General features: G+C 74.6%; 11 protein-coding genes. 5 read left to right on the forward strand and 6 right to left on the reverse strand.

Annotation, left to right across the window (positions count from 1 at the left end):
- Positions 1 to 2: 2 nt before the first annotated feature.
- The 4 genes from ACIBST_RS33095 to ACIBST_RS33110 are packed head-to-tail and all read right to left on the reverse strand — an operon-like array spanning position 3 to position 5084.
- The gene (locus tag ACIBST_RS33095) at positions 3 to 1193 is read right to left on the reverse strand and encodes a glycosyltransferase (protein ID WP_397177380.1); all 1191 of its coding nucleotides are present in this window, start codon (positions 1191 to 1193) and stop codon (positions 3 to 5) included.
- On the reverse strand, positions 1190 to 2422 hold the full coding sequence (locus tag ACIBST_RS33100) for a glycosyltransferase family 9 protein (protein ID WP_397177382.1): 1233 nt from the start codon (positions 2420 to 2422) through the stop codon (positions 1190 to 1192). Before ACIBST_RS33100 ends, ACIBST_RS33095 begins: the two co-directional genes overlap by 4 nt.
- Positions 2419 to 3456, reverse strand: a complete 1038-nt coding sequence (locus ACIBST_RS33105) for a glycosyltransferase family 2 protein (RefSeq protein ID WP_397177384.1) — start codon at positions 3454 to 3456, stop codon at positions 2419 to 2421. Before ACIBST_RS33105 ends, ACIBST_RS33100 begins: the two co-directional genes overlap by 4 nt.
- Positions 3453 to 5084 (reverse strand): carbamoyltransferase, encoded by a 1632-nt coding sequence (locus ACIBST_RS33110; RefSeq protein ID WP_397177386.1) that lies wholly within the window; start codon positions 5082 to 5084, stop codon positions 3453 to 3455. The genes ACIBST_RS33105 and ACIBST_RS33110 overlap by 4 nt, the downstream gene beginning before the upstream one ends.
- Positions 5085 to 5256: 172 nt before the next feature.
- Here ACIBST_RS33110 and ACIBST_RS33115 point away from each other — a divergent pair, with 172 nt between their 5' ends.
- The 3 genes from ACIBST_RS33115 to ACIBST_RS33125 all read left to right on the forward strand — a co-directional run bounded on the left by ACIBST_RS33115 (position 5257) and on the right by ACIBST_RS33125 (position 7211).
- Entirely contained in the window at positions 5257 to 5850 is a 594-nt protein-coding gene (locus ACIBST_RS33115; RefSeq protein WP_397177387.1) for a D-glycero-alpha-D-manno-heptose-1,7-bisphosphate 7-phosphatase, read from the forward strand.
- The gene (locus tag ACIBST_RS33120; RefSeq protein ID WP_397177389.1) at positions 5847 to 6767 is read left to right on the forward strand and encodes a glycosyltransferase; all 921 of its coding nucleotides are present in this window, start codon (positions 5847 to 5849) and stop codon (positions 6765 to 6767) included. Before ACIBST_RS33115 ends, ACIBST_RS33120 begins: the two co-directional genes overlap by 4 nt.
- A gap of 159 nt (positions 6768 to 6926) precedes the next feature.
- Positions 6927 to 7211, forward strand: a complete 285-nt coding sequence (locus ACIBST_RS33125) for a WhiB family transcriptional regulator (protein WP_397177567.1) — start codon at positions 6927 to 6929, stop codon at positions 7209 to 7211.
- Here the strand turns inward: ACIBST_RS33125 and ACIBST_RS33130 are convergent.
- On the reverse strand, positions 7147 to 7611 hold the full coding sequence (locus tag ACIBST_RS33130; RefSeq protein WP_397177390.1) for a peptide deformylase: 465 nt from the start codon (positions 7609 to 7611) through the stop codon (positions 7147 to 7149). The two genes, ACIBST_RS33125 and ACIBST_RS33130, sit on opposite strands and share 65 nt — an antisense overlap.
- Before the next feature lie 248 nt (positions 7612 to 7859).
- Between ACIBST_RS33130 and ACIBST_RS33135 the strand changes: the two genes are divergently transcribed.
- Both ACIBST_RS33135 and ACIBST_RS33140 read left to right on the forward strand, forming a co-directional pair.
- On the forward strand, positions 7860 to 9008 hold the full coding sequence (locus ACIBST_RS33135) for a uroporphyrinogen-III synthase (RefSeq protein WP_397177392.1): 1149 nt from the start codon (positions 7860 to 7862) through the stop codon (positions 9006 to 9008).
- A 140-nt stretch (positions 9009 to 9148) separates the two neighbouring features.
- The gene (locus ACIBST_RS33140) at positions 9149 to 9898 is read left to right on the forward strand and encodes a sirohydrochlorin chelatase (RefSeq protein ID WP_397177394.1); all 750 of its coding nucleotides are present in this window, start codon (positions 9149 to 9151) and stop codon (positions 9896 to 9898) included.
- A gap of 596 nt (positions 9899 to 10494) precedes the next feature.
- Here ACIBST_RS33140 and ACIBST_RS33145 read toward each other — a convergent pair.
- Positions 10495 to 11349 (reverse strand): PAC2 family protein, encoded by an 855-nt coding sequence (locus tag ACIBST_RS33145; protein ID WP_352325653.1) that lies wholly within the window; start codon positions 11347 to 11349, stop codon positions 10495 to 10497.
- Positions 11350 to 11625: the final 276 nt, after the last annotated feature.

Raw genomic sequence — 11625 nt, forward strand, 5'->3', positions numbered from 1 at the left:
GATCAACCCCCCAGAGCGGCCAGGCGGCAGAGCTTGCCGTCGATGACCTGCGTGTACACCGCCTCGGTCTGCTCGGCGATGCGGGACCAGCCGTACCGCTCGCGGGCCCGCCGCGCCCCCGCCGCGCCCAGCGCCGCGCGCCTGCCCGGGTCGGCGAGCACGTCGCGCAGCGCCCTGGCCAGCGCCCGCGGGCGGCGCGGCGGGACCAGCACGCCGCAGCCCGCGACCGTGTCCAGGTGGCCGCCGACCGCCGAGGCCACGACGGGCACGCCGCAGGCCATCGCCTCGATCGGGACCATCCCGAACGGCTCGTACCAGGGCACGGTGACCACGACGTCGGCCGAGCGCATGAGCGCCGGCACGTGCGTGCGCGGGACGCTGCCGATCAGGTGCACCCGGTCCTGGAGCCCGTAGGCGAAGGCCAGGTCGCGCAGCCGCGCGGTCTCCTCCTCGTCGTCCGGGCCGCCGCCGGCGATCACCAGGTCGGCGTCCGGGAGCTGGCGCAGCGCGGCGATCAGGGTGTCCACGCCCTTGCGCGGCACCATCCGGCCGATGCTGAGCACCACCTTGGCGCCCGCGCGCGGCGCGACCGGCCCCTGCGGGCGGAACGCCGTCAGGTCCACCCCGCAGGGCACCACCGTGACGCGCCGCTCGGGCACGCCCATCGCGCACAGCTCGCTCACCTCGTCGCTGCAGGTGGCCAGCACAGCGTCGGCCCGCTTGCCGATCTCGCGCTCGGTCTCGATCCGGTGCGCCGGGCTGGTGTCGGCCTCGCCCTGCCAGCGCCGCTTCACGGTCCCCAGCGCGTGGAAGGTCTGCACCACCGGCACGCCCCCGGCGGCCCGCAGGGCCGCCTGGCCGCTCATCCAGAAGTGCGCGTGCGCCACGTCCGGCGGGTCGGCCGCCCAGCGCTCGGCCAGGCGTTGGGTGAACTCCGGCATGTACGGCGGCAGCTCGTCCTTCGGGACGACCGCGGCCGGGCCCGCCGTGACGTACTCGACCGTGACGCCCGGCGCCATGGTCACCGCGTCGGGCTGCGACCGCGCCGAGCGCCTGGTGTGGACGACGACCGTGTGCCCGCGCTCGGCCAGTGCGACGGCCAGGTGCGCGACGTAGACGTTCTGCCCGCCCGCGTCCACGCCACCGATCGCCGCCAGCGGATCGGCGTGTTCGGAGATGAGATCGACCTTCACTGCGTCAGCTCCCTCACTGCCTTGACCACCTGCTCACTTGTCACCAGGGACAGGCACGGGTGCCCGGCCACCGGACAGGTGCGCGCCCTGCTTCCCGAGCAGGGCGCCTGCTGGTCGCCGAGCAGCACCGTGGGCACGCCGTACGGGGCCCATCGAGCGGCGGGGACGACAGGGGCGAACAGGCTCACGACCGGCGTGCCGACCGCCGCGGCCAGGTGCGCGGGACCGGTGTTCCCGGCCACCAGCACACTGGCGCCTTCGATCACGGCGGCCAGCTCGGCGAACGTGGTCCTGCCCCCGAGGTCGACTGCCGCGTCGCAGGCCACGTAGGCGGTGAGGTCACGTTCCTTGCCGGTCACGACGACCCGGTGCCCGTCGTCCACCAGCTCCCTGACGGCCTGCCGATGCCTGTCGGCCGGCCACGTTCTGGCGGGGGCTGACGTCCCTGGATGCACCACGACGTACGAGCGTTCATCGGCAGCGCCGCCGACGCCTAGGAGATGCCCGCTTTCCCGGCCGATATCCGGCAAGGGCCGCCGAACAGCCAGTTTGCCGTCGTCGCCGGGTGGCAGATCGAACCCGGCCGCCCGCGCGAGGGCCAGCATGCGCTCGGCCTCGGGCACGTCGAGCGTCTCGTCCACGACGTGCCGGACGTCCAGGAGCGAGCCGGGGTAGTCGTTGCTGATCGCGCAGACGCGCCGCACGCCGGCCATCCGCAGCAGCAGGGCCAGCGGCAGCGCCGACTGGTGGAAGGAGGTCAGGAGCAGCGCCTCGTCCACGCCCTTGACCCGGGCGATCAGGTCGGCGACCTGGGCGTTGGACACGGCGGCGGGGGAGTGGTCGATCCACGGCGCCCGCCACTCGATCACCCGGTCCACGCCGGGCAGCAGCTCGGCGGCGGCCCGGCCGTTGGGACCGGCCAGGAAGACCAGTTCGTCGGCGAGCGTGCGCACGGCCCGGGTGGCGGGCCCGGCCAGCAGGACGTCCCCGGCGTCGTCGAGCCGCGCCACCAGGACGCGTCCCCGGCCGCCGCCGTGCTCTCCGGCCGCCCGGCAGGCCAATGCCTCCGGCGTGGCGGGGGCCGCCGTCGTGGTCTGAGCCGTGGTGTTCTGCGCTGCGGTGTTCTGCGCGGGCTTGCGGGCGCGGGCGGGCCGTCCGGCCTTCCCGCCGCACCGCGCGGCGCTCGTACGGCTGCCGCCGCAGCGAGCCGCCGGATCGCGACGTCTCATCGCCGCCACCTCCATTCCCCCCGAAGCCGGTGCACACAGGCGACCGGCGGGATCACCACGCTGGTGACGGCCATGCGCCACACCTCGCGCGGGGTACGCGGCCCTGGGGCGATGCGCCGCCAGGCGAACTCGGCGGTCATCGCCGCCCACAGGGCTCCGGCGAGCGCGGCCAGCACCGGCAACGCCCGCCACCCGCCGGCCGCGCCGCGCCTGCCGGGCCGCCGATCGAGCCGCCCGCCGGGCCGTCTCACGGGCCACCGGTCCGCGCGTCCTCTTCCGGGCGGGCGGGCCGCGGTGGCGGCCAGGCCGAGGGCGGCGGCCGTGAGCGCGGCGGCGGAGGTGGCGGCGTGGCGGCGCAGCCGGCCCCCCGACCCGCCGATGGCCTGCCGCCAGCCCGGCCCGTGCAGCCGCCGCATCAGCGCGTCGTCGGCGTTGCCGCGCTGGAAGCGCACGCTCGCCCAGAACCCGTCCTGGCGCACCGGGTGCGTGGTCACGCGCTCGCCCGCGACCAGCCGGTGGCCGGCCCGCGCCACCCGCAGGGCGATGTCGGCGTCCTCCCGGTAGGCCCGGGGGAAACGTTCGTCGAACCCGCCGATCTGCTCCAGCACCGAACGCCGGTAGGCCATGTCGGCCGTCACCCACAGCGCGTCCGACAGCCCCAGCGTGTGCCGCTCGGCGTCGGTGGGCCGCCGGCCGGCCGGTCGCGGCACCTGGATCCGGCCCTGGCTGCCGCCCACGTCGTCGGGCAGGTCCACCAGGTCCTTCCAGACCGCCTCGGCCCACCCGGGCGCGGGGATCACGTCGTCGTCGAGGAACACCACCCAGGGCGTCCCGGCGGCCCGCCACCCGGCGTTGCGCGCCGCGGCCGGGCCCCGGCCGCCCGAGCGCACGACCCGCACGTGATCGGGCAGCTCCAGCGCGGCGGCGGCCTCCCGCCGGTCGTCCACCACGATCACCGGCGCCGTCCGGCCCACCGCGGCCAGCGTCTCCCGCAGCGTGGCGCGGCCGATGGTGGGGATCACGACGGTGATCACGACGCGAACACCTCCCCGCGCCGCACCAGGTACGGCCCCAGCGCCAGCACGTCCACGGGCGAGGAGCCGAAGCACTCCAGCGCGTCCCGCGGGTCGTCGACCATCGGCCGGCCCGCGGTGTTCAGGCTGGTGTTGACCACCACCGGCAGCCCCGTGCGCGCCTCGAACTCGGTCAGCACCCGCGCCATCAGCGGGTCGTCGGCCGGCGAGATCGTCTGGATGCGCGCGGTGCCGTCCACGTGCACCACCGCCGGGATGCGGTCCCGCCAGGGCTCGCGCACGTCGTGCACGAACAGCATGTACGGCGAGGGAACCGGCCCCCGCCCGAAGATCTCCGGCGCCCTGGACTCCAGGACCATGGGCGCGATCGGCCGGAACTGCTCCCGGCCCTTGACGTCGTTGAGCCGCTCGGTGTTGCGCGCGTGCCCCGGATGGGCCAGCAGCGACCGGCGGCCGAGCGCCCGCGGCCCGTACTCCGACCGGCCCTGGAACCAGGCCACGATCCGGTCGGCGGCCAGCTCGGCGGCCACCGCCGCGCCCAGGTCGGCCGGCCGCGTGTACGGCACCCGCGCCACGTCCAGCCAGGCGCCCAGCTCCTCGTCGGTGAACCCGCGGCCGAGCGCCGCGCCCGGCATGGGACCGGCCGGCTCGCCGTAGGTCTGCGCCAGGTGCAGCGCGCCGCCCAGCGCCGTGCCGGAGTCGCCGGCGGCCGGCTGGGCCCACACCTCCTCGAACGGCCCCTCGTCCAGCAGCCGGGTGTTGGCCACGCAGTTCAGCGCCACCCCGCCGGCCAGCGCGAGCCGGCGTTCGCCGGTGCGCTCGTGCAGCCAGCGGGCCAGCTCCAGCAGCACCTCCTCCAGCCGGGCCTGCACGCTGGCGGCCAGGTCGGCGTGGTCGGAGGTCCACGGCTCGCCCATGGCCAGGGCCTTGACGTAGACGTTCCAGTCGACCGGCTCGACGCGGAAGCCGCCGTCGCCGGTCGTGTAGATGATCTCGCGCAGCGACTCCAGGTGGCGCGGCCGGCCGTAGGAGGCCATGGCCATGACCTTGTACTCGTCGCTGGAGCGCAGGAAGCCCAGGTGCTGGGTGACGTCCTCGTACATCAGGCCGAGCGAGTGCGGCAGCTCCTGGGCGGCCAGCACCTCCAGCTCGCCGTCGCGGTAGCGGCCGGCCAGGTGCGAGACGTTCTCGCCGCGCCCGTCGCACACCAGCACCGCGCAGTCGCGCCAGGGGGAGGCCAGGCCGGCCGAGGCGGCGTGCGCCACGTGGTGCGGCACGTACGAGACCTGCCCGGCGTCCAGGCCCGGCAGCGCGGTCGCCAGGAAGGCGGGCGCCCTGACGGCGTACTTCGTGCGCAGGTCCTCCCAGTCGCCCTCCGGCCGCTGGACGACCAGCGCCGGGTCGTAGGAGTAGGCCACGGCGTCCAGGTCCTCGGGGGACAGGCCCGCCTCGCGCAGGCACCAGGCGGCGGCCTGCTCGGGCAGCTCCCACGCCGAGAACGCCAGCGGCCGTTTGCCGTGCTTGCGGCGGCTGAAGCGCTCCTCCTCCGCCGCGGCCACGATCTTCCCGTCGACGACCAGCGCCGCGGCCGGGTCGTGGAAGATCGCGTTGATGCCGAGAAACTTCATCGTTTCCTCCCCCGCAGATGTCGAGAACCGCTACCGAGAGAAGCGGCTCTCAAACCTTGGGCTACCTCGCGAGATGCGAAAACGGGCGTAACCGCCTGGGATTGGTCACTCCCTGTAGTTGTTTGCCGGGTGGCGGCCCGGGTAGCTGCCGGACCGGCGACGGAGGTGAGAGGTGTTCGAAAAGCGACGTCCCGGGGCCGTCCTCTTCGACCGGGACGGAACCTTGATCAAAGACGTGCCGTACAACGGCGACCCGCGCCTCGTCGAGCCCATGCCGGGAGCGATCGAGGCGCTCGGCAGGCTCCGCCGGGCCGACGTGCCCGTCGCGGTGGTCACCAACCAGTCCGGCGTGGCCAAGGGCCTGCTCTCGCCGGACGAGATGGACCAGGTCAACGCCAGGGTGGAGGAACTGCTCGGGCCGTTCGACGCGTGGGCCATCTGCGTGCACGACGACGCCGACGGCTGCACCTGCCGCAAACCGGCGCCGGGGCTGGTGATCCGGGCGGCCGCCGTCCTCGACGTCAGCCCGCGCGACTGCGTGGTGGTCGGCGACATCGGCCGGGACATGGAGGCGGCCAGGGCCGCGGGGGCCCGGGGCATCCTCGTGCCGACCAGGCAGACGCTGGAGGAGGAGATCGAGCAGGCGGCCGAGGTCGCCGACGATCTCACCGACGTCGTCGACCGGGTGCTCAGCGCGCCCGAGGTGCCCGTGGCGGCGGCCTCGTCCGCGCCCTGGGCCAGGGCCATGGGCTGGAGCCGCTGGTGAGGATCCTCATCTGGCACGTCCACGGCTCGTGGACCAGCGCCTTCGTCAGCGGCGGCCACGACTACGTGCTGCCGCTCGTCCCCGGGCGCGGACCCGACGGCCGGGGGCGCGCCGCCACCTACGACTGGCCGGACAACGTCCGCGAGGTGGCCTACGACCGGCTCCGCGACGAGCCGATCGACGTGGTCGTCTACCAGCGGCCGCACGAGATCGACCTGGCCCGCGAGTGGCTCGGCCGCGCGGTGCCCGGCGTGTACGTCGAGCACAACACCCCGGCCGGCGACGTCCCGCGCACCAGGCATCCGCTGTCCGGCCAGAGCGACGTCACGATCGTCCACGTGACCCACTTCAACGAGCTGTTCTGGGACAACGGCCGGGCGCCCACCCAGGTGATCGAGCACGGCGTCCCCGACCCCGGCCACCTGTACACCGGCGAGCTGGCCAGGGCCGGCGTCGTGGTCAACGAGCCGGTACGCCGTACCAGGGTCGCCGGCACCGACCTGCTGCCGCGCTTCGCCGAGCGCGTCCCGCTGGACGTGTTCGGCATGAAGGTGGACGGCCTGCCGTACGGCACCTACGAGGACCTGCCGCAGCACGTCATGCACGCCGCCCTGGCCCGCAGACGCGCCTACCTGCACCCCTACCGCTGGACGTCGCTGGGCCTGGCCCTCATCGAGGCCATGACCCTCGGCCTGCCCGTCGTGGCGCTGGCCACGACCGAGGCCGTCGAGGCGGTGCCGCAGGAGGCCGGGGTGCTCTCCACCAGGGTGGACGTGCTGGCCGACGCCCTGCACGCCTTCGTCGCCGACCCCGAGCGGGCCGCCCAGTCCGGCAAGGCCGCGCGGGCCGCCGCCCTGGCCCGCTACGGCCTGCCCAGGTTCCTGCGGGACTGGGACCGGCTGCTGGCCGAGATCTGAGCCGAGATCTGAGCTGGGATCTGAGCTGGGATCTGAGCTGGGATCTGAGCTGGGATCTGAGCTGGGATCCGAGCCGAGATCTGAGCTGGGAACCGAGCTGGGAACTCGGCCGGGATCTGCCAGGTATGACGCCGGAAGGCATGGGTAGGCGCGATGGGCATGATGATGCTCAACTGGTCACGCAGGGCAGCCTGCCTGGAACTGGACCCCGAACTGTTCTTCCCGATCTCGCTCGAAGGCCCCGGCCGCTCGCAGGTCGAGAAGGCCAAGACCATCTGCGGCCGGTGCCCCGTGCGCCGGCCCTGCCTGCAGTACGCCCTGGACACCCGGCAGGCGCACGGCGTGTGGGGCGGCACCGACCCCGAACAGCGGCGCGAGCTCAGCTCGCCGGCAGTGCCTCGGCAAGGAAGCGTGCCCGCTCCTCAGCTTCGAGGTGGTCGCTGAACAGCACCCCGTCGAGATGATCGGCCTCGTGTTGCAGCACCCTCGCCAGCACGCCCAGCGCCCGTAGCGTCACCGGCTTGCCGAACATGTCCCGGCCGCGCGCCGTGACCATGTAGGAGCGTTCCAGCGGACGCCAGAGGCCCGGCGCCGACAGGCACGCCTCGTCGGCGGTGATCCGCCGCTCCGACAGCTCCAGCCGCGGGTTGACCAGATGCCCGGAACGGCCGTCGTAGGAGTAGACGAGCACCCGCACCGGCTCGCCGATCTGCGGGGCCGACAGGCCCGCCCGGCCCGTGCCCGCCCGCAGGGTGAGCGTCAGCGACTTCACCAGGCGCCGCAGCTCCCGGTCGAAGTCCTGGACCGGCTCCGCCACCACGCGGAGCACCGGATCGTCGAACACGCGAATAGGCCGGACCGTCACCCGCAACTCCCCGAAACGCCGCGATCGTCATGCGGAACGGTTCCCGTCGCCGGATCCCCTCAACCCTGAAGGCCGTGCCTTGTAGCACAGCGGTAACAGCGGAGACCCAAGGGCGAAACCACCCGAAAGCAGGATCGGAGCGTGATCTCACTTGCGTCGCCCGCGCCTGTGATGCCCGGCCGGGTGCTCGGGGCCCGGCCGGGCCCCGCCTGCCCGGAGGTGCCGGCATGACCGTCCTTTCCGAAGGGGCTCCCGAGACGGCGCCCGACGCGCTGGCCGGGTTCACCGTCGGGGTGACCGCCACGCGGCGGCGGGAGGAGTTCGCCGCCCTGCTGGCGCGGCGCGGCGCCCGCGTCGTCAGCGCCCCCGCCATCCGCCTGGTGCCCCTGGCCGAGGACGCCGACCTGCTCGCCGCCACCCGGCTCACCCTCCAGGCCCCCCTGGACGACGTGGTCGTCACCACCGGCGTCGGCTTCCGCGGCTGGATGGCCGCCGCCGAGGGGTGGGGCCTGTCCGCCGACCTCGGCGACCACCTCGGCAGGGCGCGCCTGCTCACCCGCGGCCCCAAGGCCAGGGGAGCCGTACGGGCCGCCGGGCTGACCGACCACTGGACCCCCGTCACCGAGTCCTGCGACGAGGTCAAGGAGCACCTGCTCGCCCAGGACCTGCGCGGCCGGCGCATCGCGGTCCAGCAGCACGGCGAGCCGCTCACCGCCTTCGTGGCCGACCTGCGCGCGGCGGGGGCCGAGGTGATCGAGATCCCGGTCTACCGGTGGCTGCCCTGCCGCGACGGCTCGCCCCTGCGCCGCCTGATCAGCCAGACCGTCTCCGGCGCGGTGGACGCGGTGGCCTTCACCAGCGCGCCCGCCGTCCACGCCATGCTCGGCGCGGCCCGCGCCGACGGGCTGGAGGACGCGCTGCTGGCCGCGTTCGGCGGGTCCGTCGTGGCCGCCTGCGTGGGGCCCGTCACGGCCGAGCCGCTGACCTCGCGCGGCGTACGCGTCCTGCGGCCCGACCGGTCCCGGCTCGGCGCCCTGGCCCGCGCGCTGGCCAGGCACCTGCCCGAGCACGGCGTCACCCGGCTGGTCGCGGGCGGGCACCGGCTGGAGGTGCGCGGCCACGCCGTCGTCGTGGACGGCGACCTGCGTCCGCTGCCGCCCGCGCCGATGGCGGTGCTCAAACGCCTGGCCGACAAGCCGGGCCACGTGGTCTCCCGCGCCGACCTGCGCACCGTCCTGCCGGGCGCGGCCCGCGACTCGGCCGAGCACGCGGTGGAGATGGCCGTCACCCGGCTGCGCCGGGCTTTGGGACCGGCCGGCATCGTCGAGACGGTCGTCAAACGCGGCTACCGCCTCTCCTGCCCCCACACCCCATGACCCCCAACCACCCCACCGCCCGCCTGACCCTTCACGAGCCGGGCGACCGCATGGGCCCCCAGCAGCCCGCCCACCCCATGCCTCCCGAGGAGCCCACCCGCTCTGGCCCGGCGCCGGGTCGGGGCGCTGCCCTGGTACGTGTGCCTGCTCCGGCGGAGGCGTTCGCGCCGGAGGACGGGTCGCGGCCCACGCTGGTGCTGGCCGCCCACGGCACGCGGAGCGCGGCGGGGGAGCGGGCGCTGGCCGCGCTGGCCCGCTCGGTCCGCAGGGCCCGGCCGGGATGCCGGGTCGAGCTGAGTTTCCTGGAGATCAGCGCGCCGCTGCTCGCCGACGTGCTGCCCGCCGTGCCGGGGCCGCTGGTGGTCGTGCCGTTGCTGCTGGCCGGGGGCTACCACGTGCACGTCGACCTGCCCGAGGTGGTCGCCGCCCATCGTCCGGACGCGCTGGTGGCCGGCCGGCTCGGTCCGCACACCCTGCTGACCTCGGCACTCGTCCGCACGTTGGCCCAGGCGGGGCTGCGCGCCGACGACACGGTGATCCTGGGCGCGGCGGGCTCGTCCGACCCCGCGGGGCTCGCCGACGTGCGCGCCGCGGCCCGGCAGCTCTCGGTACGCCTGTCGCGGCCGGTCACGGCGGCCTTCGCCACCTCAGGGACGCCGTCGCTGCCCGCCGCGGTGGACCAGGCACGCAGGACGACTCATGGCCGGGTGGTGGTGGCCTCGTACGTACTGGCCCCCGGCTTCTTCCACGACCGGCTGACCGCCTCGGGCGCCGACCTGATCACCGCCCCGCTAGCCCCGGACCCCGCCGTGACCACCTTGATCTGGCACCGCCACGACCAGTCCCTCGCACACCAACCCTCACACCCGGCCCACGCAATACGCAGGTGACCCCGCACCGCCGGGAATCCGGCCACGCGACCTCGCAGGCACCAAGAGACGCAGCCAGCGACCTCGTCCCCTCGCCCCCGAGACGTGAGCGAGCGCCCCACAGCCCCAGCCTGGGCTGCACCTCAAGCAACCTCCCAGCCACAGCTTGGGAAACAGCCGAGCGACCACACAGCCCTGGCCCCGGACGTCCGACCTCCTGAACGCGGCCCGGGACATAGCTCCACAACCCCACCGCCCTGGCCTGGCCCCGGGGGTTGCCCGCCGAGTCGGCCGCCGGATGTGGAGGACAGCGCCACGGGACTCCTCCGGGAGCGAGCCACCGGGCGTGACGGCCTGAGCCGAGACGACCCCGGAGTCGGCGGCCGGGACAGCCAAGCCGCGCGATGCCCCCGGAGTCGGCGCCGGGGGAGCTAAGCCGCGCGATGCCCCCGGAGTCAGCCGCCGGGTGCGACAGCCTGGGCCGGAATGGGCCCCGGAGCCGGCCAACGGTTGTGGCGGTCTGGGCCGGGATGGCCCCCGGGGCCGGCGGGCCGGGGTGGCGGCTTGGGCTGCGATGCCCCGGCAGGCCGGCAGGTGTGGCGGGCTGGGGGGCGAGGTCAGCTGTCGGTGTCGCGGTCGCGGCGGCGCAGGTAGCGTTCGAACTCGGCGGCGATCGCGTCGCCGCTCGCCTCGGGGAGCTCGGCCGCGTCCTTGCGCTCCTCCAGCTCCTTGACGTATTCGGCCACCTCGCTGTCCTGCGAGGCCAGCTCGTCGACGCCGCGTTCCCAGGCGCGCGCCTCCTCGTCGAGGTCGCCGAGCGGCATCGGGATCTCCAGCACGTCCTCCATGCGGCGCAGCAGCGCGAGGGTGGCCTTCGGGTTGGGCGGCTGGGCGACGTAGTGGGGGACCGAGGCCCACAGCGAGATCGCGTCGAGCCCGGCCTCGCCGAAGGCGTGCTGGAGCACGCCGACGATGCCGGTGGGGCCCTCGTAGCGGCTGAGCTCCAGGTTGGTCGAACGGGCCAGCGCCTCGTCGGTGGCCCCGCCCAGGATCGGCACCGGACGGGTGTGCGGCGAGTCGTTGAGCAGCGCGCCCAGCATGACCGCCAGCTCGACGCCGAGCTCGCGGCAGACCTGGATGATGTCGGCGCAGAACGAGCGCCAGCGCATGTTGGGCTCGATGCCGCGCAGCAGCACCACGTCGCGCTCGCTGCCCGGCGGACGGGCGTGGAACAGCCGCGTCGTCGGCCACACGATGGACCGGGTCAGCCCGTCGCCCATCTCCACCACGGGACGGGTGACCTGGAAGTCGTAGTAGTCGTCGGGGTCGAGCGCGATCAGCGGCTCGGCCTTCCAGGACGACTCGAGATGGGCGATCACACCGCTGGAAGCCTCGCCCGCGTCGTTCCAGCCCTCGAACGCGGCAATGAGCACCGGGTCGACGAGCTCGGGGAGCCCTTCGAGCTCGATCACGTGTCGCCTCCTCTCTCCCTCATCGCGCTAAGCCTATGCGGTAAGCAGGCGTCGGCGTCACCGATCTCCCCGCGAACGCTCCGAGCCACCGGCCCACCCCTTTCGCCCAGCCCACCACGCGACTATCCCCCGTCCCGCAGCGCTCACCCCTCCCTTCCGTTCGCCCCTAGCGGATCACCCCGAAAGGGGGCGGACCGCCCGCCCGGAGCACGCGACGGGAGCAGGACGGGCCCGCCGGTATTGGACGCCGGGTCAATTGACAGGCGGAAGAATAAG

This window comes from Nonomuraea sp. NPDC049684 (genome assembly GCF_044465345.1).
Lineage (GTDB): Bacteria > Actinomycetota > Actinomycetes > Streptosporangiales > Streptosporangiaceae > Nonomuraea.

Excerpts from the sequence above, each read along its gene's own strand:
- ACIBST_RS33100 (WP_397177382.1), bottom strand. The coding sequence starts at position 2,422 with ATGAGACGTCGCGATCCGGCGGCTCGCTGCGGCGGCAGCCGTACGAGC.
- ACIBST_RS33110 (WP_397177386.1), bottom strand. The coding sequence starts at position 5,084 with ATGAAGTTTCTCGGCATCAACGCGATCTTCCACGACCCGGCCGCGGCG.
- ACIBST_RS33125 (WP_397177567.1), top strand. The coding sequence starts at position 6,927 with ATGATGATGCTCAACTGGTCACGCAGGGCAGCCTGCCTGGAACTGGAC.
- ACIBST_RS33135 (WP_397177392.1), top strand. The coding sequence starts at position 7,860 with ATGACCGTCCTTTCCGAAGGGGCTCCCGAGACGGCGCCCGACGCGCTG.